The following is a 23,907-nucleotide window of genomic DNA, read 5'->3' on the forward strand; positions in this document are numbered from 1 at the left end:
CGGAGCCGACCCTCGCACCACGGCCGTCCGAGCCGACCGTCACACCCCAGCTGTCACAACGCGGCCGTCACAGCCAGCCGTCGAGCGAGGCCAGGAAGCCCGGGAGGTCGTCCCGGTGGATGGTGTGCCCGGCCCCGGGCACCGTCCGGACCTCGTAGCCCAGGCCGCGCAGCGTCGCGGCGTCCTCGGGCCCGATCAGCCAGCTGTTGTCGGCCAGCTGCACCAGGGACGGCACCACCGGGGCGCCGGGCAGCGCGGCCCGGTCCGCGAGGGCGGAGAGGGCGAGCGCGGTGTCCGGGTCCCAGGCCGCGAGGGTGGCCAGCTCGACCTCGACGTCCGCCGCGTCCCAGCGCGGGCTGAGCGCGCCGATCTGCTCCCGGGTGGCCGCCTTGAACTGGGTGAACACGGCCGGGTCGAACAGGCCGGGCCGGACGAACCGCCAGGCCGGGTCGGAGTAGACGGCCCGGGCCGGCCGGAGCCGGTCCACCGCGTGCAGCAGGGTCAGGGCGCCGAGGGAGTGGCCGATCGCGAGGTCCGCGCCCGCCGGCAGGGTGTCCACCAGGTCCTGGGCGTAGTGCTCGGGCCCGTAGCGGTCCTCCGGGGCGGCGCCCTCCCCGCGCGGGCTGGCGCCGTGCCCGCGCAGGTCGACCGCGATCACCCGGTAGCCGCGCCCGGCCAGCGCCGGGCCGACCGACCGCCAGCTGCGGTGGTCGGACATGATCCCGTGGACCAGCAGCGCCACCCGGTCGCCGGTGCCCCACTCACGCGTGTTCAGCCTCATCCCCGCCCCCTCGCCGCCACCGCCGTCGACCCGGACCCGCCGTCGGTCAGAACCCGAGCTTGCGCAGTTGCTTCGGGTCCCGCTGCCAGTCCTTGGCCACCTTGACGTGCAGGTCCAGGTAGACCGGGGTGCCGAGCAGCGCCTCGATGTGCTTGCGGGCGGTGGTGCCGACGTGCTTGAGCCGGGCGCCCTTGGCGCCGATGACGATCGCCTTCTGGCTCTGCCGCTCGATGTACACGTTGGCGTGGATGTCGAGCAGCGGCCGGTCGGCCGGACGGCCCTCGCGCGGCAGCATCTCCTCGACCACGACGGCCAGCGAGTGCGGCAGCTCGTCGCGGACGCCCTCCAGGGCGGCCTCGCGGATCAGCTCGGCCACCATGATCTGCTCGGGCTCGTCGGTGAGGTCGCCGTCCGGGTAGAGCGGCATGCCCTCCGGGAGCAGCTTGGTGATCAGCTCGGCGACCAGCTCCACCTGCTTGTCGCCGACCGCGGAGACCGGGATGATCTCGGCCCACTCGATGCCCAGCTCGGCGCCGAGCTGGTGGACGGCGATCAGCTGCTCGGCGAGCCGCTTGGAGTCGACCAGGTCGGTCTTGGTGACGATGGCGACCTTGGGGGTCTTCTTGATCTCGGCGAGTTCCTTGACGATGAACTTGTCGCCGGGGCCGAGCTTCTGGTCGGCGGGCAGGCAGAAGCCGATCACGTCGACCTCGGCCCAGGTGCTGCGGACCAGGTCGTTGAGGCGCTCGCCGAGCAGGGTGCGCGGCTTGTGCAGGCCGGGGGTGTCGACCAGCACGAGCTGGGCGTCCGGGCGGTGCACGATGCCGCGGACGGTGTGCCGGGTGGTCTGCGGGCGGTCGGAGGTGATCGCGACCTTCGTCCCCACCAGAGCGTTGGTCAGGGTCGACTTGCCCGCGTTGGGCCGGCCGACGAAACACGCGAAGCCGGAGCGGTACGAGGAGGAAGGGGCACTCATGGACCCCATTCTCCCTGATCACCCGCGAGGGGACCGCCACCGGCGTCCGGGCCGGTCATTTCTTCCCGCCGAACAGCGCGCCCAGCCCCCAGCCGAGGACGATCAGCAGGAAGGAGACCGAGCCCCAGAGCCAGAACGGCGAGCCGGTCTCCTGCCACTTGCCCATGCCCATCACGCCCAGCAGCAGTCCCGCGAAGAACGCGTACGGCCCCATCGCCCAGCCCCCTCACCGTGCGGATTCCCCGCCCGTCCCCGGTGAGATTATCCGTCGATTCCAGGGGGGTTCGAACGCACGGGTGCCCGGGGCGCGAACCCCGGGCACCGGCCCCGCTCCGAGCTCTCAGCGCGCCTCGACGGAGACCCGCAGCACCCCGTCCGGCCCGGCCAGCAGCAGCGGGGTGCCCGCGCCGCCGAGGTCCCGCACGGCCGCCAGATCGGCCTCGGCGGGCTGCTCCGCCTCGGACACCACGGCCGCCGCCTCCAGCGACTTCGCACCGCTGGCCACCGCCATCGCCACCGCCGTCTGGACCGCGGTCAGCCGCAGCGACTCCAGTGCGACCGTCCCGGCCACGTACGTCCGGCCGGTCTCGTCACGCACCGCGGCCCCCTCCGCGACGCCGTTGCGGGCGCGGGCGGAGCGGGCCAGGGTGATGATCTTCTTGTCTTCGGGGTCCAGCTCGACGATGTCACTCATGCCCAGGAGCATAGGCCCCGCCGGCCGGCGCCCTCAGTGGCCGATCGGATTGGGCGGACCGGGCCGGATCACCTTCACGAAGGTCTTGGGACCGTTGGGCATCGCCACCTCGTCCGCCGCCCGCTGGCGCCAGTACGGGTTGTCGTGCGGCAGGTGGCTGCTGACCCGTCCGTACATCCCGAAGGTGGTGATCACCACGCCGAAGGCGAAGGCGAAGATCACGTTGTGGATCCCGAAGTTCAGGATGTTGGCGTCCGAGCGGCCGAGCACGGTCAGCCCGTAGAACCCGGACAGCACGAACAGCACGCCGACCGCCATGTTCACGTTGGCGGCGACATTGCCGCCGATGACCGCGGCGACCACCAGCACCCCGCCCATCACGATGGACAGGACGCTCAGCGCGCCGTTGGTGGACATACCGGCGATGTCGTTGCCCTCGGTGGACAGGAATCCCGGGTGGTCGGCCAGCCCCAGGCAGCCGAACACGATCAGGAACACCCCACCGAGACCCGCCCCGATCCGCCACACCAGCACCAGCTTGTGGTCGACGGGCAATTCGTCCTGCAGCTTCATGGCGACCTCCGACACGGTCGTAGCGCCTGGCTGTTTCTTGTCGGGCCCGGGCCCGCCTAGCTGTAGGGGTGGCTCCCCTGCATGTGCGGCACCTCGTGCATGTACAGCGAACCGCACTGCTGACAGCACCGGAGCCCGGTCCCCCACTCCCGGTCCGACCGGGTCTCCACGTCGGCGGGCATGCTCCGGCCGCACAACGCCACGGCCGGATCCCCCTCCCGCACCACGTGCCAGACCTTCACCCCGCCCGCCGCCCCCTGCGGGCCGTACTCCGCGCGAAGTTGGTGACTCATGCCCCCATCGTCGCTCCGGACGTACCCGAACGCTACTCGTCGGCCCCGTGGGCCGGGTCCTCCGCCGTCCGCACCGGGGCGGCGACGACGGAGCCGATGCGGTTGCGGCGGCCGGCGGAGCTCTCGGCGGTGAGGCGGATGGCGGTCAGGCCGCCCGGGACCTCCTCGGGGAGCGGGATCGCGCAGGAGGAGCCGGGGATCGGGACCCGGCCCAGGTGCTTGGCCAGCAGGCCGCCGACCGTCTCGACGTCCTCGTCCTCCAGCTCGATCCCGAACAGCTCGCCCAGGTCCTCGACCAGCAGCCGGGCGGTGATCCGGTAGGAGCCGTCCCCGAGGTCCTCCACCGGGGCGATCTCCCGGTCGTACTCGTCGGTGATCTCGCCGACGATCTCCTCCAGGATGTCCTCGATGGTGACCAGGCCGGCCGTGCCGCCGTACTCGTCGATCACGATCGCCACGTGCGAGCGCATCTGCTGCATCTCGCGCAGCAGGTCGGTGGCGGGCTTGGAGTCCGGGACGAACACCGCCGGGCGCATCACGGCGCCGACCTCGTCCGACTCGGAGTCCCGGTTGATGTGGGTGCGGCGCACCAGGTCCTTGAGGTAGACGATGCCGACCACGTCGTCCTCGTTGTCGCCGACCACCGGGATCCGCGAGAAGCCCGAGCGCAGCGCCAGGGTCAGCGCCTGGCGGACGGTCTTGTGCCGCTCGATCATCACCAGGTCGGTGCGCGGCACCATCACCTCGCGGACGATGGTGTCGCCCAGCTCGAAGACGGAGTGCACCATCCGGCGCTCCTCGTCCTCGATGACGTCGTTCTTCTCGGCCAGGTCGACCAGCGCCCGCAGCTCCGCCTCGGAGGCGAACGGACCCTCCCGGTAGCCCTTGCCGGGCGTGAGGGCGTTGCCGAGCAGGATCAGCAGCCGCGGGATCGGGCCGAGGATCCGGGCCAGCGGCAGCAGCACGAAGGAGGCCGCGGTGGCGGTGGTGAGGGGGTGCTGGCGGCCGATCGTGCGCGGGGAGACCCCCACCGCCACGAAGGACACCAGCACCATCACGCCGAACGCCAGCAGCACGGCCTGCCAGGTCGTGTCGATGTTGCGCACGCACACCACGGTGACCAGCACCGCCGCCGCCATCTCGCTGGCCACCCGGATCAGGGTGGCCAGGTTGAGGTAGCGGATCGGGTCGGAGGCCAGCGCCAGCAGCCGGGCCGAGCCCCTGCGGCCGGACCGGACCGCCTCCTCGGCCCGGAACCGGGACACCCGGGAGATGCCCGCCTCGGCGCACGCGGCCAGCCAGCCGAGCACGACCAGCGCGACCGCGCCGAGGATGAAGCTCGTACTTTCACCACTCACAGGGGTTCGGGCTCCGCGCTCAGTGGGTGGTGGGGGCCGGGGAGATGCCGCCGAGGCCCCGCTCGGCCCGCCAGCCGTCGAGGATCGCCTTCTGGAGGCCGAACATCTCCTCCTCCTCGTCCGGCTCCTCGTGGTCGTAGCCGAGCACGTGCAGCACACCGTGCACGGTGAGCAGCTGCAGCTCCTCGTCCATCGAGTGCTTGGACGGGGCCGCCTTGCCCTGCTGCTCGGCGACCTCGGGGCAGAGCACGATGTCGCCGAGCAGGCCCTGCGGCAGCTCCTCGCCCTCCTTGCCGGGGCGCAGCTCGTCCATGGGGAAGGACATCACGTCCGTGGGACCCGGGAGGTCCATCCACTGGATGTGCAGCTCCTCCATCGCCGCCCCGTCCACGAGGATCACGGACAGTTCGGACTGCGGGTGGATCCGCATCTTGTCCAGGGCGTAGCGGGCGACGGCGAGGACGGACTCCTCGTCGACGTCCCAGCCGGACTCATTGGCGATGTCGATCGACATGACGGGCTGGTTACTCAGCTTTCGGTGCGATGGGACTGTCGGGGTGCGCGTGAGCCGCGCCGCTGGGCGGCCTTGACCGGGGTGCGTCGCTCCTCGGTCTCCTGGGCCTCCTGGAGGGCGTCCCAGCGCTCGTACGCGTCCACGATCCGGCCGACCAGCTTGTGGCGGACCACGTCGGTGCTGGTGAGGACGGAGAAGTGGATGTCGGGCACGTCGACCAGGATCTCCTGGACGACCTTGAGGCCGCTGCGGGTGCCGCCCGGGAGGTCGATCTGGCTGGTGTCGCCGGTGACGACCACCCGGGAGTTGAACCCGAGGCGGGTGAGGAACATCTTCATCTGCTCGGGCGAGGTGTTCTGGGCCTCGTCCAGGATGATGAAGGCGTCGTTGAGGGTGCGGCCGCGCATGTAGGCGAGCGGCGCGACCTCGATCGTCCCGGCGGCCATCAGCCGCGGGATGGAGTCGGGGTCCATCATGTCGTGCAGCGCGTCGTACAGCGGCCGCAGGTACGGGTCGATCTTCTCGTAGAGGGTCCCGGGCAGGAATCCGAGCCGCTCGCCCGCCTCGACGGCCGGACGGGTCAGGATGATCCGGTTGACCTCCTTGGCCTGGAGGGCCTGGACGGCCTTGGCCATCGCGAGGTAGGTCTTGCCGGTGCCGGCCGGGCCGAGGCCGAAGACGATCGTGTGCTTGTCGATGGCGTCGACGTAGCGCTGCTGGTTGAGGGTCTTCGGACGGATGGTCCGGCCCCGGTTGGACAGGATGTTCGCGGTGAAGACCTTCGACGGCACCGGGCTGTCCGGGTCGTCGACGCCGCTGCGGAGCATGGCGATGGAACGCTCCACGGAGTCCTCCGTGAGGGGTTGGCCGGTGCGCAGCACCAGCATCAGCTCGCTGAACAGCTGCTTGACGAGGGCGACCTCGGCGCGCTCGCCGGTCGCGGTCACCTCGTTGCCCCGGACGTGGATGTCGGCGGCGGGGAAGCCCTGCTCGATCACTCGCAGCAGCGAGTCGGCGGCACCGAGCAGGGTGACCATCGGATGCTTCTCGGGGATGACGATCCGGGCGCTGACACGGCCGTCCTCGGCCGGTTCGGGGCGCGGCTGTCCGTTGGAACGGGTCTGCGATGTGTCACTCATAGGTCGGCGCTGGGCCTGCCTCATCCCATCCGTGTCTCGTGTGCCGCTCGGTCTCTCCGGGGCACCAGGGTACGCCGCGCGGATGATCGACGCGGCGGGCGGCGGGGCCGCACCCGACGATGCTGCGGCAGAACGCCGGGCGGCGCGAGCGGTTTTCCCGGCTGTTCACCGCGGCCCTGACGGGTGGGCGCCTCACTTGTGCCGGGGCGGTACTGGTACCCGGGCGAGGTCCTCGGCAAGCACGATCGGTCCGTCGAAGTGCTTGCGGGCGTCGGCGAGGTGCTGGCCGAGGTCGGGGTAGCGCTGCGAGAAGTGGGTCAGCACCAGGGTGCGGACGCCCGCCTCGGCGGCCACCTTGGCGGCCTGGCCGGCGGTGAGGTGGCCGTGGTCCTCGGCCAGCCCGGCGTCCGCGTCGGAGAAGGTGGCCTCGACGACCAGCAGGTCGGCGCGCTCGGCGAGCTCGTACACGCCCTCGCAGAGCCGGGTGTCCATGACGAAGGCGAACCGCTGCCCGGGCCGGGGCTCGCTGACCTCCTCCAGGGTGACCCGCCGGCCGTCCACCTCGATCGCGCCCTGGTGCTGGAGCCGGCCGGTGTCGGGGCCGGCGATGCCCAGGGCGGCCAGCCGTTCGGGCACCAGCCGGCGGCCGTCCGGCTCGCTCAGCCGGTAGCCGAAGGACTCGACCGGGTGCGAGAGCCGGACCGCCTCCAGCGCGAAGCGGGCGCCGGGCGCGGGCAGCGGGCCCGGCTCCTCGATCGGACGGGGCCGCAGCACGGCCGTCTCGTGGAAGGCGGTGGCGTGCCGCAGCCGCTCGAAGTACACCTCGCCGGAGGCCGGGAAGTAGACGTCCACCGGGTGCGGGACCCGGTCCAGGTTGATCCGCTGGATCACCCCGGCCAGGCCCAGGCTGTGGTCGCCGTGGAAGTGGGTGACGGCGATCCGGGTGAGCTGGGTGGCCGAGACCCCGGCCCGCAGCATCTGCCGCTGGGTCCCCTCACCGGGGTCGAACAGCAGGCCCTCGCCGTCCCAGCGCAGCAGGTAGCCGTTGTGGTTGCGGTGCCGGGTCGGGACCTGGCTGGCGGTCCCGAGGACGACCAGTTCGCGCTGCGACACCCCTCAGACCATGCGCTCGGTCATGGAGGTGCCGCCCAGCACGTGGACGTGGGCGTGGAAGACGGTCTGGCCCGCGCCGGCGCCGGTGTTGAAGATCAGCCGGTAGTCCTCGACGCCCTCGTCCGCGGCGACCCGGCCCGCCTCGGCGAGCAGCTCGCCGGCGATGTCGGGCTCCGCGTCGGCCAGCGCGGCCGCGTTCGGGTAGTGGGCGTGCGGGATCACCAGGACGTGCACCGGGGCCTTCGGGGCGATGTCGCGGAAGGCGAGGGTCCGGTCGGTCTTGCGGACCACGGTGGCCGGGATCTCACCCGCCACGATCTTGCAGAACAGGCAGTCGGGCTGCGGCTCGCCGGCCATCGGGATCTCCTCGCGGGATGCTGGTGCCGGTCCGGTGGGACCGTACGGCGGCATGCTAGGCCCTCTCTTTCGGATCACGCCAGGCGGCAGCACCGGGGCGGGAGGCCGGACCGGGGCCCGGCCTCCCGCCGCCGTCGGACCACCCCTAGTGCTCCCAGGGCAGCGCCGGCGGGGTCTTCGCCGGCCGCTCCGCGAGCGCCGCCAGCGCGATCCGCACCCCCTCGGCGAGCTGCGGGTCCTCCCCCGCCGCCCAGGCGTGCGGCGGGAACGGCACCTCCACGTCGGGGTCCACCCCGTGGTTCTCCAGGCCCCAGCCGAGCCGCTCCGACCAGAACGCGTACTTGGGCTGGGTCACCAGGGTCCCGTCCACCAGCGAGTAGCGGCTGTCGATGCCGATCACCCCGCCCCAGGTGCGGGTGCCGACCACCGGGCCGATCCCCAGCGCCTGGATCGCCGCGTTGACGATGTCGCCGTCCGAGCCCGAGTACTCGTCCGCCAGGGCGACGACCGGACCGCGCGGCGCGTCCTCCGGGTACGGCGCGGGATTGGCGACGTCCCGGCCCACGCCCCAGCCGACGATCCGCCGCGCCAGCTTCTCCACCACCAGCTGCGAGGTGTGGCCGCCCCGGTTGCCCCGGATGTCGACGACCACGCCCTCCCTGGCCATCTCCGACCGCAGGTCGCGGTGGATCTGCGCCCAGCCGGTGGTCTGCATGTCGGGGATGTGCAGATAGCCCAGCCGGCCGTCCGACAGCTCCCGGACGGCGGCCCGCCGCCCGGCCACCCAGTCGTGGTAGCGCAGCGCCTCGTCGTCGGCGAGCGGCACGACCACCGGGTGCCGCTGGTCGGTGCCGTCCTTGCTGACCACCGTCAGCTCGACCGGCTGCCCGGCGGTGCCGGCCAGCAGCGGCGCCGGACCGGTCACCGGGTCCACCGGGCGGCCGTTGACCGCCAGCAGCGCGTCCCCGGGGCGGACCGCCGCGCCCGGGGCGGCCAGCGGCGAGTGCGCCCGGGGGTCGGAGGACTCCCCCGGCAGGATCCGCGCGACCCGCCACACCTCGCCGTCCCGGACCAGGTCCGCGCCCAGCAGGCCCTGCCGGCGGGCCGGCTCGGTGTGCACCCCGTGCGCCACCACGTACGCGTGCGAGGTGCCCAGCTCGCCGTGCACCTCCCAGAGCAGGTCCACCAGGTCGTCGTGCGAACCGAGCCGCTCCACCAGCGGGCGGTAGCGGGCCAGCACCCCGGCCCAGTCCACCCCGCCGAGGTCGGGACGCCAGAAGTTGTCCCGCATCAGCCGGCCGTTCTCGTCGTACATCTGCCGCCACTCGGCCGCCGGGTCGACCGTCACCCGCAGCCGGTCCAGGTCGACGTCGATCTCGTCGTCCTCGCCGGACGCCTTGTGGTCGGCGGGCACGATCCGCAGCTCGCCCTCGTCCAGCACCGCGAGCCGGGTGCCGTCCCCGCTCACCGCGAACGCGTCCAGGCCGTCCACCAGCTGCTCCGCCCGGCGCTTGCGGAAGTCGAATCGCTCCAGCGTCGGCCTCGGGCGCTCGTCCTCCAGCGAGGCGGCCTCGTCGCCCAGCTCGCCGACCAGCGGGAGCCTGGTCCACAGCACGCCGTCCCTGGCGGCCCGCAGGACGCCGAACCGGCCGCCCTCCACCGGGAACGGCACGATCCGGTCGGCGATGCCGTCCAGGTCGACCCGGGTCGCCGGCGGCGCGTCGGCCGCGCCCTCCTCGCCGTCCGCCCGGCGGCCCTTCGGCTCGTCCTCCTCCCCGCCGGCCGGGCGGCCCGCGCGGCGCGGCCCGAACGGCGACGGCGTGTCGGCGGCCAGCGTGATCAGGTACGGGCGGCAGCCGTTGGGGAACGACAGGTCGAAGACGTGCGAGTCGTACACCGGGTCGAAGCTGCGGACCGAGAGGAACGCCAGGTGCCGGCCGTCGGCGGTGAACGCCGGGGAGGTGTCGACGAACCGCTGCGGGGTCGCCTCGGAGACCGTCCGGGTGGCCAGGTTGGCCAGCACGATCTGGCGCAGCGACCACGCCCCGAGGGTCGGCTGCGACCAGGCCAGCCAGGCCGAGTCCGGGCTGAACGCCAGCCCGCTGACCTCGCCGTCGGTGCTGTGCGCCAGCTCGTGCACGGCGCCGTCGGCCAGGCCGACCAGCAGCACCCGGCCGTCGTGCGCGCCGACCGCCAGCTGCTTGCCGTCCGGGGAGACCAGCAGCGAGCGGACCCGGCCCAGCTGCCCGGCGGCCAGCCGGCGGCGCTCGGTGCCGAGCACCGCGGGCGCGTACTCGATCGCGTCCTCGCCCTCGGCGTCGGTCACCCAGACCACGCCCTGCGCGGCGTCCTCGCCGACCGGTCCCGGCACCACCCGGGCCAGCCGGCCGCGCACGCCCGGCGTCTCGTCCAGCACCCGGGCCGGGCCCTCCCGGTGGGTCAGCCAGTGCACGGAGCCGCGCACCACCACGGCCCCGGCCCGCCCGGTGCGGTCCGGGGCGACGCCCTCCAGCCAGTGCGCGGCGGACACCGGGCGGGGGCGGCGGCCGGTGCGCGGGCCGGCCGGGCGGACGTCCAGGCGGCGCGGTTCGGCGCCGTCGAGGTCCTCCAGCAGCCACAGGTCGCCGGCGCTGTGCCAGACCACCCGGCTCCCGTCGGTGGTGGCGGTGCGGGCGTAGAAGCCCTCCGGCGAGAGGCCGTGCCGGCGCAGGTCGGAGCCGTCCGGGAGGCTGGAGTACAGCGCGCCGACGCCCTCGTGGTCGGAGAGGAAGGCGATCCGGCCGCCCACCCACAGCGGCGACTCGATGTGCCCGGCCAGCTCCTCGTGGACGCGCTCGAAGCGGTCGGCGCCGATCCACAGCCGACCGGTCCGCCCGCCCCGGTAGCGCTTCCACCAGGCCGGCTCGGTCGCGTAGGCGGAGACCAGCAGCACCCGGTCGCCGCCGGGCTCGAAGGCCAGCCCGCCGACCGGGCCGTACGGCAGCCGGGCCGCCTCGCCGCCGTCCAGCGGCACCGCCCGCGCCCAGGTGCGGCGCAGCGAGGCCTGCCCGGTGGCGGTGGTGGCGATCGGCCGGCCGTCGGCGGTCCAGCCGCGCAGCTGGGTCTGCGCGTCGCCCCAGTGGGTCAGCCGCCGGGACGGCCCGCCGTCCACCGGGGCCACGTGCACCTCGGGGGCGCCGTCCCGGGCGGAGGTGAAGGCGACGTGGCGGCCGTCCGGGGAGAACATCGGTCTGCGGACCGGGCGGTGGTCGGCGGTCAGCCGCCAGGCCCGGCCGCCCTCCAGCGGGGCGAGCCACACGTCGTTCTCGGCCACGAAGGTGATCAGGTCGCCGTGCAGGTGCGGGTGGCGCAGGTAGGCGCCCTCGGGGGTGCTCTCGGGTTCGCTCACGGTCGCCACCCTAGGCAGCCGGGGGCGCGGCGCGCCCGCCGTTCGCGGTCCGCGAACCCCCACGGGGGACGCCGGTGTCAGGCCCAGCGGCCGGTGCGGCCCAGCAGCAGCGCGCCGGCCGCGACGCCGGCCGTGGAGGTGCGCAGCACCGAGGGGCCGAGCCGGTACGGCCTCGCGCCGGCCTCGGCGAAGGCGGCCAGCTCCTCCGGGGAGACGCCGCCCTCCGGGCCGACCACCAGCACCAGGTCCCCGCCCGTCGGCAGGGCGGCGGCGGCCAGCGGTTCGGCGCCCTCCTCGTGCAGCACGGCGGCGAACGCGGCGGCGGCCAGTACCGGGGCCAGCTGCCGGGTGGTCATCGCCTCGCGGACCTCGGGGAAGCGCAGCCGCCGGGACTGCTTGCCGGCCTCCCGGGCGGTGGCCCGCCACTTGGCGAGCGCCTTGGCGCCGCGCTCGCCCTTCCACTGGGTGATGCAGCGCGACGCGGCCCAGGGGATCACCACGTCCACGCCGACCTCGGTCATGGTCTCCACCGCCAGCTCGCCCCGGTCGCCCTTGGGCAGGGCCTGGACGACGACGATCCGCGGCGCCGGCTCCGGCTCGCGGCGCACCGCCGTCACCGTCACCTCGATCGCGTCCTTGCCGTGCACCGCCGCGACGGTGCCGTCCACGCCGAGGCCGAGCCCGTCGGCCAGGGTGACCGCCTCGCCCGGCTCCAGCCGCTTCACCGCGGCGGCGTGCCGGCCCTCCGGCCCGTCCAGGCGCACCGTCGCGCCCGGCGCGGCGGCGGCGATCCGCTCGGTGTCGACGACGAAGACGGGCGCGGTCATGCGGGGAACCTCCGGGGTGGGGACGGGAACGGGAACGCGAAAGGGGTGCCGAGGAAGCCTCGGCACCCCCGCGCGGGACGGCTACCGGCCGTTGAAGGCGTCCTTCAGCCGGGAGAACAGCCCCTGCTGCCCGGGCGCGAACTGGCCGGAGGGCCGCTCCTCGCCGCGCAGCACCGCCAGGCGGCGCAGCAGCTCCTCCTGCTCGGGGTCGAGCTTGGTGGGCGTCTGCACCTCGACATGCACTATCAGGTCGCCCCGGCCGCCGCCGCGCAGGTGGGTGATGCCCCGGCCGTGCAGCGGGATCGACTGGCCGGACTGGGTGCCGGGCCGGATGTCGACCTCCTCGATCCCGTCCAGGGTCTGCAGCGGCACCTGGGTGCCGAGCGAGGCCGCCGTCATCGGGATGGTGACCGTGCAGTGCAGGTCGTCGCCGCGCCGCTGGAAGGTCGGGTGGGCGGTCTCGGCGATCTCGACGTAGAGGTCGCCGGCCGGGCCGCCGCCGGGGCCGACCTCGCCCTCGCCGGCCAGCTGGATCCGGGTGCCGTTGTCGACCCCGGCCGGGATCTTGACGGTCAGGGTGCGGCGGGCGCGGACCCGGCCGTCGCCGGCGCACTCCGGGCACGGGGTCGGCACGACGGTGCCGAAGCCCTGGCACTGCGGGCAGGGCCGCGAGGTCATGACCTGGCCCAGGAAGGACCGGGTGACCTGGGAGACCTCGCCCTTGCCGCGGCACATGTCGCAGGTCTGCGCGGAGGTGCCGGGCGCGGCGCCCTCGCCGCTGCAGGTGGTGCAGGTGACGGCGGTGTCGACCTGGAGTTCCTTGGTGGTGCCGAACGCGGCCTCCTCCAGGGTGATCTCCAGCCGGATCATGGCGTCCTGGCCGCGCCTGGTCCGGGAGCGCGGTCCGCGCTGGCCGGAGGCGGCGCCGAAGAAGGCGTCCATGATGTCGGAGAAGCCGAAGCCCGCCGCGCCCGCACCGAAGCCCGCACCGGCTCCGCCGTTCGGCGAGAGCGGGTCGCCGCCGAGGTCGTAGACCTGGCGCTTCTGCGGGTCGGAGAGCACCTCGTAGGCGGCGTTGATCTCCTTGAACCGCTCCTGCGTCTTCGGGTCCGGGTTGACGTCCGGGTGCAGTTCGCGTGCCAGGCGCCGGAACGCCTTCTTGATCTCGTCCTGCCCCGCATCCCGTCGGACGCCGAGTACCGCGTAGTAGTCCGTGGCCACCAAATGCTCCGCTTGTTCCGCCTGTGTGAGTGCTTGCGACTTAGGGCGCCGTCAGCTGTCCGACGACGACCGTTCCTACGACTCGGCCAGAATCTGGCCCACGTACCGTGCCACCGCTCGCACCGCCCCCATTGTGCCCGGGTAGTCCATCCGGGTCGGACCGATCACCCCCAGTTTGGCCACGCTCTCGTCGCCCGAACCGTAACCGACCGAGACGACCGAGGTGGAATTCAGCCCTTCGTAGGCGTTCTCCCGCCCGATCCGGACCGTCATCCCGGCGTCCGCGGTCTCACCCAGGAGGCGGAGCAGGACGACCTGCTCCTCCAGCGCCTCCAGCACGGGCTGGATGGTCAGCGGGAAGTCGTGGCCGAAGCGGGTCAGGTTGGCCGTGCCGGCCAGCATGATCCGCTCCTCGCGCTGCTCGGCGAGGGTCTCGAAGAGCGTCGCCAGCACCGTCGACACGGTCGGCCGGTCGACCGCCTCGAACTGCCCGGGCAGTTCCTCCAGCAGCCCCGGGACGTCCGGGAGCCGCTGTCCGGCGGCCCGGGCGTTGATCCGGCCCCGGAGGTCCGCCAGCACGGTCTCGCCGACCGTACCCGGGCAGTCCACCAGTCGCTGCTCGACGCGGCCGGTGTTCATGATCAGCACCAGCATCACCTTGGCCGGGGCCAGCGCGACCAGCTCGATGTGCCGGACCGTGGAACGGCTCAGCGAGGGGTACTGCACCACCGCGACCTGGCGGGTCAGCTGCGCGAGCAGCCGCACCGTGCGGGCGACCACGTCGTCGAGGTCCACCGCGCCGTCGAGGAAGTGCCGGATCGCCCGCCGCTCGGGCGCGCTCATCGGCTTGACCTCGGCCAGCTTGTCGACGAACAGCCGGTAGCCCTTGTCGGTGGGGATCCGCCCGGCGCTGGTGTGCGGCTGGTGGATGTACCCCTCCTCCTCCAGCGCCGCCATGTCGTTGCGGACGGTGGCCGGGGAGACCCCGAGGTTGTGCCGTTCGACCAGGGCCTTGGAGCCGACCGGCTCCTCCGTCCCCACGTAGTCCTGGACGATCGCGCGAAGCACCGCGAGTTTGCGGTCGTCGAGCTGGCGGACCTCACCGGCCATGGGCACGCACCTCCGTCTTCACGCGTTGTCCGTTGTGACACACCGTCGTGGCATGTGTCCGTGTTCGAGCTGTCCGGTCCGACCCCGCGGGGCCCGGCCTTGGCACTCTGAACACACGAGTGCCAGAACCGTACCTGCCAGTGTAAGGCCCGGGTCCGACGGCAGGAACGGCCCGGCCGGGGTGATCCTGCCCGCAGTCCCCGGCGCGCGGGTGATGCCGCGGGGCCCGCCCGGTGGCAGCATCGGAAGCGGACGGCGAACGGAGGAGCAGCGATGTCGAGCTCGGGCCAGCACACCCGCTTCGCCCCCGACCGCGGCCTGACCGGCCGCATGGTGGGGACGATGTTCCTGATCGGGCTGTTGTACGTGGGATTCACCGGTCTGCTGATCGTGCTGCTGCGCGGCGCGTGGCCGATCGTCGTGCTGATCTCGGGCGGCCTCTTCGTCGCCCAGTTCTGGTTCAGCGACCGGATCACCGAACGGGCGATGGGCGCCCACCGGGTCACCCCGGAGCAGTACCCGCAGCTGCACGGCGCCGTCGACCGGCTCTGCGCGCTCGCCGACATGCCCAAACCCCGGGTGGCGGTCGCCGACAACGACATGCCGAACGCCTTCGCCACCGGCCGCAACCCGCAGAACGCGGTGGTCTGCGTGACCACCGGCCTGCTGCGCCGGCTGGAGCCCGAGGAACTGGAGGGCGTGCTCGCCCACGAGCTGTCGCACGTCGCCCACCGGGACGTCGCCGTGATGACGATCGCCGGCTTCCTCGGCGTGCTGGCCGGCGCGATGACCCGGATCGCCATGTACGGCGGCTTCATGGGCGGCGGGCGCAACAACAACGACTCCAACGCCGCGATCGCCGCCCTGGTGATCCCGCTGGTGTCGATCGCCGTCTACGCGATCAGCTTCCTGCTGACCCGGCTGCTCTCCCGCTACCGGGAGCTGGCCGCCGACCGGGCCGCCGCGCAGCTCACCGGACGCCCCAGCGCGCTGGCCTCGGCGCTCACCAAGGTGACCGGCCAGATCGCCGCCATCCCGACCCGGGACCTGCGCCAGTCGCAGGCGTACAACGCGTTCTGGTTCGCGCCGGCGCTCAGCGCCCGGGAGGCCGCCACCCAGCTGTTCTCCACCCACCCGTCGCTGGAGCAGCGGCTGGCCCAGCTGGCGAAGATCTCCTCCGACCTCGGCCACTGAGCCGCCCGTACCGCACCGCTCCCCGCACCCGCACCCGCCTCCGCACCCGCTCTTCGACGAGGAAGGACCGCCGTGGGCATCCTGGACACGCTGTTCGGCCGCACCAAGCCCGTCAAGCCCGACCTCGACCAGCTGTTCGGCGTACCGTCCGCCGCCCTCACCCTGGAGGCCGCGGCCGGCTTCCGGCCCACCGGGCTCGGTTCGGTCTGCTTCGCCTCCGTCGAGGGCGGCGCCTTCGACGAGGTCGAACGGCAGGTCCGGGCCCTGCTCGACGCCGACACCGAACGCGGCGGCGTCCCCGTCGAGGCCTCCAAGGACTCCTACGGCTATTCCTGGCTGCTCGCCCGGCACACGCCCGAGGAACTGCCCGAACTGGTCAACGACCTGCACGCGGTCAACAGCGAACTCGAGGCGCACGGCTTCGGCCCCCAGCTGCTCTGCTCCCTGGTCGGCTTCCGCGACGCCGACGGAGGACGCCCGCTCGCCCTCGTCTACCTGTACAAGCGCGGCACCTTCTACCCCTTCGCACCGCTGCCCGGCGGCGGGGAGAAGCGCGACAACCCGCTGGAACTGCAGGTCAACGCGATGCTCGGCAACGACCTGCGGCTGGAGAAGGACCTCACCCGCTGGTTCCCGGTCTGGGGCGCGCCGGGACTGTGAGCCGACGGCCGCCCCCGGCCCGGTAAATCGGTGGCCCGCGGCCGCCCCCGCCCCTAGGGTCCGCCCCGTGATCAACTGGACCGCGCTCGAATCCGCCGCCCCCACTCCCGACACGCTCGCCGCCGTCAGCGCCGCGCTGCGCTCGCCCGACCCGCACGTCCGCGACAGCCTCGCCTACGAGCAGCTGTGCCGCTGGGTGCCGCTGCTCACCCCCGAACAGCGCCTCGCGCTCGGCGACGAGATGGCCGAACGCCTCACCGACCCCGAGATCCAGGCCCGCACCTTCGCCCCGCTGGTCCTCGCCGACCTCGCCGACCACGGCGCCCACCGCCCGGCCTGGCTGGAGGCCTTCGCCCGCTGGTACGTCGACGAGACCGACCTGCGCGGCTTCGACCCCGAACTCGGCTGGCTGCACGCGGTCGCCCACGGCGCCGACCTGCTGGCCGCCCTCGGCCGCGGCCCGCTGCTCGCCGACCCGACCCCGCTGCTGGACCTGGTCACCGCCCGGCTGCTGGCCCCCACCGACCACGTACTGGACGCCATGGAGGACGACCGGCTCGGCCGCGCCGTCGCCCAGATCCTCACCCGCCCGGAGCTGACCGAGCGCCAGGCCCTCGGCTGGCTCGACCCGATCGCCGCGCAGCCGCCGCGCCGCCCCTCCGCGACCGCGGGCGCCGTCCCCGCCGTCGTCTCCAACACCCTGCGCACCCTGCGGGCCGTCTACGTGCTCGCCGACCGGGGCGTCCGCACGGAACGCGGCGGCGCACCGGTGCCGCTGCCGCACTCCGCGGCCCTGCGCGCGCGGATCGCCGAGCTGCTGGTGCTGAACTCGCCGTTCACCGGCTGACGCCTCGTAGACTCCGAGGAATGCGCAGCCGCCAATACGGTCCCGACCTGACCCCGCCGTGGAAGAAGACCGCACCCGCCCCGGAGGTGCCCGCCGAGCGGGACCTGGTGGTCGAGGAGGCGGCGACGGGCTTCTGCGGGGCGGTGGTGCGCTGCGAGCGGACCGCCGAGGGCCACACCGTCACCCTGGAGGACCGGTTCGGCAAGCACCGGGTGTTCCCGCTGGTCCCCCGCGGCTTCCTGCTGGAGGGCCGGACGGTCACCCTGGTACGCCCCTCGGGCCCCGCCCCGGCCCGCACCCCCGCCCGCACCGCCTCCGGCTCGGTCGCCGTCCCCGGCGCCCGGGCCAGGGTCGCCCGCGAGTCGCGGATCTACGTCGAGGGCCGGCACGACGCCGAGCTGGTGGAGCGGGTCTGGGGCGACGACCTGCGGATCGAGGGCGTGGTCGTCGAGTACCTGGAGGGCGTCGACGACCTGCCCGCGATCGTCGCCGAATTCGCCCCCGGCCCGGAGCGCCGCCTCGGCGTCCTCGTCGACCACCTGCTCCCGGGCACCAAGGAGCACCGCATCGCCGGACAGGCCGGCGGCCCGCACGTCCTGGTCGTCGGCCACCCCTACATCGACGTCTGGCAGGCCGTGAAGCCCTCCTCCGTCGGCATCCCGGCCTGGCCCGCCGTCCCCCGGGGCGAGGACTGGAAGACCGGCACCTGCCGCCGCCTGGGCTGGCCCGAGGACACCCCGGCGGCGTGGAAGCGCATCCTGTCGAAGGTGGACTCCTACCGGGACCTGGAGCCCGAGCTGCTGGGCAAGGTCGAGGAACTGATCGACTTCGTGACCCTGCCGGGTCAGGAGTAGGGCCGGAACTCCGTGGTGTCGAGCGTGATGCCCAGCAGGTCCACCGGAACCGGCTCGCCGAACTTGGTGGTCCGCTCGGCCACGTAGTCGGGCAGCCCCGAGGCCGCCGCCCGGGCCGGCTCGGTGAGCAGGACGCAGAGGCCCTTGATCGGATCGACGATCAGGTACACGGGGATCGCACCCTCGGCGTACAGCTCCCGCTTGGTCCGGTAGTCGCGCAGCACGCTGGTCTTCGAGACGACCTCGACGACCAGCGTCACGGCGGGCGCGGGCACCAGACGCCCCGGACCGTCGACCGCCCCGCGTTCGAACACGACCAGGTCCGGCTGGGGCTCGCTGAGCGCACCGACGAAGGCCACGTCCTGCGTGGTCAAACCGTGCCAGCGATGATGCGGAATCTGGTCCCGCACAGCTGCGGTGATCAGGTTGGCAGTCAGGTCCGAGCTCATGCTCAGCACAATCTCGCCACGGATGAGCTCCGCCCTCCACCCTTCCGGGACTTCCAGCCCTTCGAATAGCGCCATCACCCTGTGTCCATCGGTCGTCACAGGAGAAAGCTAGCGCGGGTCAGTCCACCAGGTCACGTACCACCGCGTCCGCCAGGAGGCGGCCGCGGAGGGTGAGGGCGGCGCGGTCGGCGGCCCAGGGTTCCGGGGCGAGGAGGCCGTCGGCCAGGTGCCGGCGCGCGGCCTTCAGTCCGGTCTCCGTCAGCAGGTCCAGCGGGATGCCCTCGGCCAGGCGCAGTTCCAGCAGGATCCGCTCGACCCGGCGGTCCTCGGCGGCGAGGCGCTCGCGGCCCTGGGCGGGGGTGCGGCCCTCGGCGAGGGCGCGGGCGTAGGCGGCGGGGTGCTTGGCGTTCCACCAGCGGACGCCGCCGACGTGGCTGTGCGCGCCGGGGCCGGCGCCCCACCAGTCGCCGCCGGTCCAGTACAGCTCGTTGTGGCGGCAGCGGCCCTCGGGGGTGGTGGACCAGTTGGAGACCTCGTACCAGGAGTAGCCGGCCGCGGCCAGCGCCTCCTCGGCGATCAGGTAGCGGTCGGCGTGCACGTCGTCGTCGATCATCGGCAGTTCGCCGCGCCCGACCCGGGCGGCCAGCTTGGTGCCCTCCTCGACGATCAGCGAGTAGGCGGAGACATGGTCGGGGCCGGCGCCGATCGCGGCGTCCAGGGAGGCCCGCCAGTCGTCGTCGGACTCGCCGGGGGTGCCGTAGATGAGGTCGAGGTTGACGTGCTCGAAGCCCGCCGCGCGCGCCTCGGCGACGCAGGCCTCGGGGCGGCCGGGGGTGTGGTGGCGGTCGAGCAGCTGCAGCACGTGCGGGCGGGCCGACTGCATGCCGAAGGAGATCCGGTTGTAGCCGCCCTCCCGCAGCTCCGCCAGGTACGCCGGGTCCACGGACTCCGGGTTGGCCTCGGTGGTGACCTCGGCCCCCTCGGCGAGCCCGAACTCCTCGCGGATCGCGGCGAGCATCGCCACCAGGTCGCGGGCGGGCAGCAGGGTCGGGGTGCCGCCGCCCAGGAAGACGGTGCGCACCGGCGGGGCGGCGTCGCCGAGCACCCGGCGGGCCATCCTGACCTCGGCGACCACGTTGTCCGCGTAGGTCTCCTGGGAGGCGACCGTGCCGGAGGAGCGCAGCTCGGTGGCGGTGTAGGTGTTGAAGTCGCAGTAGCCGCAGCGGCTGGCGCAGTACGGCACGTGCAGGTAGAAGCCGAACGGCCGGGAGCCCAGCCCGTCGAGGGCGTGCGCGGGCAGGGAGCCGTCGGACGGTACCGGTTCACCGTCGGGGAGTGCGGAGGGCATGACCCCATTGTCCCGTACGGCCGGAGTGATCCCCCCGGGCCGTACGGGACGCCGCCGGCACGCGGCGCAGCGGGGCCGGGATCAGGCCTCGTTGGCGCCCGAGTACATCGCGGTGACCTCGTCCGCGTAGGTCCGCTCCACCACCGGGCGCTTGATCTTCAGGCTCGGGGTGAGCTCGCCGTGCTCGACGTCCAGGTCGCGCGGCAGCAGGTGGAACCTCTTGATCGTCTGCCAGCGCTGCAGCGAGCCGTTCAGCCGCCGGACGAAGCCCTCGATCAGCTCGTGGGTCCTCGGGTCGGCCGTCACCTCGGCGTAGGAGCTGCCGGCCATCCCGTGCTCGGCGGCCCACGGCATGATCACGGCCTCGTCCAGGCCGATCAGCGCGGTGCAGAAGTTGCGGCCGTTGCCGATCACCAGGATGTTGCTGACGAACGGGCAGACCGCCTTGAACTTGCCCTCCACCTCGCTCGGCGCGACGTACTTGCCGCCGGAGGTCTTGAAGAGGTCCTTCTTGCGGTCGGTGATCCGCAGGAAGCCGTCCGGGGACAGCTCGCCGATGTCCTCGGTGTGGAACCAGCCGTCCGACTCCAGCACCTCGGCGGTCTTCTCCGGCAGGTTGTGGTAGCCGCGCATCACGCCGGGGCCGCGCAGCAGGATCTCGCCGTCCTCGGCGATCCGCACCTCGGTGCCCGGCAGCGGACGGCCCACCGTGCCGACCCGGATGTCCTCGGCCCGGTTGACGCAGGAGCCGGCGCTGGTCTCGGACAGGCCGTAGCCCTCCAGGATCGGCACGCCCGCGCCGACGAAGAAGTAGCCGATCTCGGGCGCCAGCGCGGCACTGCCGGACACCGCCCCGCGCAGCCGGCCGCCGAACGCGGCCCGGATCTTCGCGTACACCAGCCGGTCGGCGATCGCGTGCTTCAGCCGCAGCCCCACCGGCGCGGTGCCCACCCCGGTCGCCACCCGGCTCTCCTGCACCGCACGGGCGTGGCCGCGGGCGGTGCGCGCCGCCCACAGGAAGATCTTGTACTTGGCGCCGCCCTCGGCCCTGGCCTTGCCGGCGATGCCGTTGTAGACCTTCTCGAAGATCCGCGGCGCCGAGGCCATGATCGTCGGCCGGATCACCGGGAGGTTGTGGATGATCCGGTCCACCCGGCCGTCCAGCGCCATCACGTGCCCGGTGGCGATCTGCCCCGAGATCAGCGTCTTGCCGAACACGTGCGACAGCGGCAGCCACATGAACTGCACGTCGTCGGCGGCCAGCAGCCCGCTGGCCTCCTGGGCCCGCCCCTCGTACGCCCAGCAGTCGTGCACCAGCCGCACGCCCTTGGGGCGGCCGGTGGTGCCGGAGGTGTAGATCAGGGTCGCCAGCTGCTCCTTGTCGAGCGCGGCGATCGCCTTCTCCACCGCGTCCGGGTGCGCGGCCAGGTACTCGGCGCCGAGCCGCTCCAGCTCGGTGAAGGACAGCACCTTCAGCCGGCCGGCCTCGGGCGGCCCGTCGGGCGCGTCGAAGAGGACCACCGTCTCCAGCGCGGGCAGCCGGTCCAGCTCGGCGACCACCTTGTCCAGCTGGGCGGTGTTCTCGGCGAACATGGCCCGGGAGCCGGAGTCGGAGAGGATGAACGCGGTCTCGTCGGCGTTGGTGCTCGGGTAGACGGCCGTGGTGGCCGCGCCCGCGCACATGTTGCCGAGGTCGGCCAGGACCCACTCCAGCCGGGTGGAGGAGGCCAGCGCGACCCGGTCCTCGGCCTCGATGCCCAGCGACAGCAGCCCCGCCGCCACCGCGTGCACCCGGGTCGCGGTCTGCGCCCAGGTCAGCGACCGCCACTGCTCGGCGCCGGGGGTGCTGTCCGCCGCGTGCTCGTCCACCGGCACCGGGTAGCGGTAGGCCTCACCGCCGGGGGTCAGCGCGACCCGCTCCTGGAACAGGTGGGCGACGGAGGTGGGGCGCCCGGCGACGAGGTCGGGACGGCCGGAGTCGATCAGGGACTGCGCGGAACTCAACGAGGACCTCCGGGGGCGGGTGGCCGTCCGATGGACGTGGAGGGACGGGTCTGCGGCTGGGGCCGGCACCGCGGACGGAACGCGCGGCGGCCGTGGGGGCGGTCGCCGGCCCGCCTGACGCAAACCGGGCCGGTACCAGTGAGTAACAAGAGGGCTTTCAGCAGCCTAGGGGGAAACCGGTCATTCCGTAAGAGGGCGGGCCGAGCTGGCACCCTGCCGAACCATCGGTGCCCGGCACCACCCCGCCGCCCGGAACGTTCGGCAAAGAGCCGGACAAAGATCCGGCTCGCTTGCCCGGAATCGGCTGTACGAGCCCTCCGAACAACGAGAATTGGGATGCCAACGACGCCGCCGACGACAAGAGTGAGCCAGTGCTGATCAGACTGCTAAGGGCGTACCTCCGCCCCTATTCCCGACCGATCACCCTGCTGGTGCTGCTCCAGCTGGTGTCCACCCTCGGGCTGCTCTACCTGCCCACACTCAACGCCGACATCATCGACAGCGGCGTCATCAAGGGGGACACCGGCTACATCCTGCGGGTGGGCGCCGTGATGATCGGCGTCACCGTCCTCCAGACCCTCTGCTCGATCTCCGCCGTCTACTACGGGGCGCGCACCGCCATGGCCGTCGGCCGCGACATCCGCGCCGCCGTCTTCGACCGCGTCCAGGGCTTCTCCGCCCGCGAGGTCGGCCAGTTCGGCGCCCCGTCCCTCATCACCCGCACCACCAACGACGTCCAGCAGGTCCAGATGCTGGTCCTGATGTCGTTCACGCTGATGGTCGCCGCGCCGATCATGTGCATCGGCGGCATCATCATGGCCCTCAACCAGGACGTGCCGCTCTCCGGCCTGCTGCTGGCGGTCGTCCCCGCCCTCGCCGTCGTGGTCGCCGTGCTCGTCCGCCAGCTCCGCCCGCGCTTCCGCAGCATGCAGGAGAAGATCGACACCGTGAACCGGGTGCTGCGCGAGCAGATCACCGGCATCCGGGTGATCCGCGCCTTCGTCAAGGACGACCACGAGCAGAACCGGTTCGCCGACGCCAACGAGGACCTCACCGGCGTCTCGCTGCAGGTCGGCAAGCTGATGGCCTACCTGTTCCCGAGCGTGATGCTGGTCGTCAACATCTCCAGCGTCGCCGTCCTGTGGTTCGGCGCCCATCGGATCAACAGCGGGGACATGGAGATCGGCGCGCTCACCGCGTTCCTCTCCTACCTGCTGCAGATCCTGATGAGCGTCATGATGGCCACCTTCATGTTCATGATGGTGCCGCGCGCCGAGGTCTGCGCCGAACGCATCCAGGAGGTGCTCGGCACCGACTCCAGCGTCGTACCGCCCACCGACCCCGTCACCGAGGTGCTGCGCCGCGGCCACCTCGAACTGCGCGAGGTCGACTTCCGCTACCCCGGGGCCGAGGCCTCCGTGCTGCGCGGCATCGACATCACCGCCCGCCCCGGCGAGACCACCGCCGTCATCGGCTCCACCGGCAGCGGCAAGTCCACCCTGCTCGGCCTCGTCCCCCGGCTCTTCGACGTCAGCTCCGGCCAGGTCCTGCTCGGCGGCGTCGACGTCCGGCAGCTCGACCCCGGCGCCGTCTCGGACAGCGTCGGACTCGTCCCGCAGAAGCCCTACCTGTTCTCCGGGACCGTCGCCAGCAACCTCCGCTACGGCCGGCCCGACGCCACCGACGAGGAGCTCTGGCACGCGCTGGAGATCGCCCAGGCCAAGGAGTTCGTCGAGAAGTTCCCCGAGGGCCTGGACGCGCCCATCGCCCAGGGCGGCGGGAACGTCTCCGGCGGCCAGCGCCAGCGCCTGGCCATCGCCCGCACCCTGGTGCGCCGGCCCGACATCTACCTCTTCGACGACTCGTTCTCCGCGCTCGACTACGCCACCGACGCCAAGCTGCGCAAGGCGCTCGCCCGCGAGACCACCGAGGCGACCGTGGTGATCGTCGCCCAGCGCGTCTCCACCATCCGCGACGCCGACCGGATCATCGTCCTCGACGAGGGCGCCGTGGTCGGCACCGGAACCCACGGCGAGCTCATGGCCGGCAACCCGACGTACCGGGAGATCGTGCTCTCCCAGCTCACCGAGCAGGAGGCGGCGTGACCAGCCCCGACAGGCCCGCACCCGGGCCCGACGCAGCACCCGGCGGACGGCCGGGCGACCCCGGCGGCCCCGGCGGACGACCGGACTTCGCCAAGGCACCGG

Annotated in this window: 23 protein-coding genes; 5 read left to right on the forward strand and 18 right to left on the reverse strand. The window is 73.1% G+C overall.

From position 1 onward, the window contains the following. Positions 1-67 precede the first annotated feature (67 nt). The 15 genes from ACW14Y_RS14965 to hrcA all read right to left on the reverse strand — a co-directional run bounded on the left by ACW14Y_RS14965 (position 68) and on the right by hrcA (position 14,344). On the reverse strand, positions 68-781 hold the full coding sequence (locus ACW14Y_RS14965; protein ID WP_380300604.1) for an alpha/beta fold hydrolase: 714 nt from the start codon (positions 779-781) through the stop codon (positions 68-70). 46 nt (positions 782-827) lie between these two features. Beyond that, the gene (gene era, locus ACW14Y_RS14970) at positions 828-1,757 is read right to left on the reverse strand and encodes a GTPase Era (protein ID WP_380300602.1); all 930 of its coding nucleotides are present in this window, start codon (positions 1,755-1,757) and stop codon (positions 828-830) included. A gap of 55 nt (positions 1,758-1,812) precedes the next feature. Continuing rightward, a complete protein-coding gene (locus tag ACW14Y_RS14975) occupies positions 1,813-1,971 on the reverse strand; it encodes a hypothetical protein (protein ID WP_266269334.1) in 159 nt (52 codons plus the stop codon). A gap of 126 nt (positions 1,972-2,097) precedes the next feature. Then, positions 2,098-2,451: a cytidine deaminase gene (locus ACW14Y_RS14980; protein ID WP_380300599.1), complete on the reverse strand. Its 354-nt coding sequence runs from the start codon at positions 2,449-2,451 to the stop codon at positions 2,098-2,100. 33 nt (positions 2,452-2,484) lie between these two features. Next, positions 2,485-3,024, reverse strand: coding sequence for a DUF4383 domain-containing protein (locus ACW14Y_RS14985; protein ID WP_380300597.1), 540 nt, complete (start codon positions 3,022-3,024; stop codon positions 2,485-2,487). A 56-nt stretch (positions 3,025-3,080) separates the two neighbouring features. Continuing rightward, positions 3,081-3,317, reverse strand: a complete 237-nt coding sequence (locus tag ACW14Y_RS14990) for a hypothetical protein (protein WP_380300595.1) — start codon at positions 3,315-3,317, stop codon at positions 3,081-3,083. 32 nt (positions 3,318-3,349) lie between these two features. Beyond that, positions 3,350-4,675 carry a hemolysin family protein gene (locus ACW14Y_RS14995; RefSeq protein ID WP_456987127.1) on the reverse strand — a complete coding sequence of 442 codons (1,326 nt, stop codon included), beginning with the start codon at positions 4,673-4,675 and terminating at the stop codon, positions 3,350-3,352. A gap of 19 nt (positions 4,676-4,694) precedes the next feature. Beyond that, the gene (ybeY, locus tag ACW14Y_RS15000; RefSeq protein ID WP_030395777.1) at positions 4,695-5,189 is read right to left on the reverse strand and encodes an rRNA maturation RNase YbeY; all 495 of its coding nucleotides are present in this window, start codon (positions 5,187-5,189) and stop codon (positions 4,695-4,697) included. A 14-nt stretch (positions 5,190-5,203) separates the two neighbouring features. Further along, positions 5,204-6,226, reverse strand: a complete 1,023-nt coding sequence (locus ACW14Y_RS15005) for a PhoH family protein (RefSeq protein WP_380300679.1) — start codon at positions 6,224-6,226, stop codon at positions 5,204-5,206. Positions 6,227-6,520: 294 nt separating this feature from the next. After that, entirely contained in the window at positions 6,521-7,441 is a 921-nt protein-coding gene (locus ACW14Y_RS15010) for a ribonuclease Z (RefSeq protein WP_045938459.1), read from the reverse strand. Positions 7,442-7,444: 3 nt separating this feature from the next. Next, positions 7,445-7,798: a histidine triad nucleotide-binding protein gene (locus tag ACW14Y_RS15015; RefSeq protein ID WP_266311090.1), complete on the reverse strand. Its 354-nt coding sequence runs from the start codon at positions 7,796-7,798 to the stop codon at positions 7,445-7,447. Between the two features lie 145 nt (positions 7,799-7,943). Then, positions 7,944-11,186: a S41 family peptidase gene (locus ACW14Y_RS15020; protein WP_456987130.1), complete on the reverse strand. Its 3,243-nt coding sequence runs from the start codon at positions 11,184-11,186 to the stop codon at positions 7,944-7,946. 77 nt (positions 11,187-11,263) lie between these two features. Further along, positions 11,264-12,013 (reverse strand): 16S rRNA (uracil(1498)-N(3))-methyltransferase, encoded by a 750-nt coding sequence (locus tag ACW14Y_RS15025; RefSeq protein WP_380309450.1) that lies wholly within the window; start codon positions 12,011-12,013, stop codon positions 11,264-11,266. Between the two features lie 81 nt (positions 12,014-12,094). Further along, a complete protein-coding gene (dnaJ, locus tag ACW14Y_RS15030; protein WP_266269346.1) occupies positions 12,095-13,234 on the reverse strand; it encodes a molecular chaperone DnaJ in 1,140 nt (379 codons plus the stop codon). A 75-nt stretch (positions 13,235-13,309) separates the two neighbouring features. Next, complete coding sequence (gene hrcA / locus ACW14Y_RS15035; protein WP_380309448.1) at positions 13,310-14,344, reverse strand: heat-inducible transcriptional repressor HrcA; 1,035 nt, start codon at positions 14,342-14,344, stop codon at positions 13,310-13,312. A 273-nt stretch (positions 14,345-14,617) separates the two neighbouring features. On the opposite strand from hrcA, the gene htpX reads away from it, so the two are divergent. The 4 genes from htpX to ACW14Y_RS15055 all read left to right on the forward strand — a co-directional run bounded on the left by htpX (position 14,618) and on the right by ACW14Y_RS15055 (position 17,899). Beyond that, a complete protein-coding gene (gene htpX, locus ACW14Y_RS15040) occupies positions 14,618-15,538 on the forward strand; it encodes a zinc metalloprotease HtpX (protein WP_456987133.1) in 921 nt (306 codons plus the stop codon). 72 nt (positions 15,539-15,610) lie between these two features. Further along, entirely contained in the window at positions 15,611-16,198 is a 588-nt protein-coding gene (gene pspAB, locus ACW14Y_RS15045) for a PspA-associated protein PspAB (protein ID WP_380309444.1), read from the forward strand. Positions 16,199-16,265: 67 nt separating this feature from the next. Next, complete coding sequence (locus ACW14Y_RS15050) at positions 16,266-17,045, forward strand: DUF2785 domain-containing protein (RefSeq protein ID WP_380438089.1); 780 nt, start codon at positions 16,266-16,268, stop codon at positions 17,043-17,045. A gap of 20 nt (positions 17,046-17,065) precedes the next feature. After that, on the forward strand, positions 17,066-17,899 hold the full coding sequence (locus tag ACW14Y_RS15055) for a DUF3097 domain-containing protein (RefSeq protein ID WP_380309440.1): 834 nt from the start codon (positions 17,066-17,068) through the stop codon (positions 17,897-17,899). Here the strand turns inward: ACW14Y_RS15055 and ACW14Y_RS15060 are convergent. The 3 genes from ACW14Y_RS15060 to ACW14Y_RS15070 all read right to left on the reverse strand — a co-directional run bounded on the left by ACW14Y_RS15060 (position 17,890) and on the right by ACW14Y_RS15070 (position 21,700). Further along, positions 17,890-18,423: a Uma2 family endonuclease gene (locus ACW14Y_RS15060; protein ID WP_380309438.1), complete on the reverse strand. Its 534-nt coding sequence runs from the start codon at positions 18,421-18,423 to the stop codon at positions 17,890-17,892. The genes ACW14Y_RS15055 and ACW14Y_RS15060 overlap by 10 nt on opposite strands. Before the next feature lie 43 nt (positions 18,424-18,466). Then, positions 18,467-19,696, reverse strand: coding sequence for a radical SAM family heme chaperone HemW (gene hemW / locus ACW14Y_RS15065; protein WP_380391923.1), 1,230 nt, complete (start codon positions 19,694-19,696; stop codon positions 18,467-18,469). 81 nt (positions 19,697-19,777) lie between these two features. Next, positions 19,778-21,700: an AMP-dependent synthetase/ligase gene (locus tag ACW14Y_RS15070; RefSeq protein WP_380309434.1), complete on the reverse strand. Its 1,923-nt coding sequence runs from the start codon at positions 21,698-21,700 to the stop codon at positions 19,778-19,780. 371 nt (positions 21,701-22,071) lie between these two features. Between ACW14Y_RS15070 and ACW14Y_RS15075 the strand changes: the two genes are divergently transcribed. Then, a complete protein-coding gene (locus ACW14Y_RS15075; RefSeq protein WP_380309432.1) occupies positions 22,072-23,805 on the forward strand; it encodes an ABC transporter ATP-binding protein in 1,734 nt (577 codons plus the stop codon). The last annotated feature ends 102 nt before the right edge of the window (positions 23,806-23,907 follow it).

It is taken from the genome of Kitasatospora sp. cg17-2 (assembly GCF_054031055.1).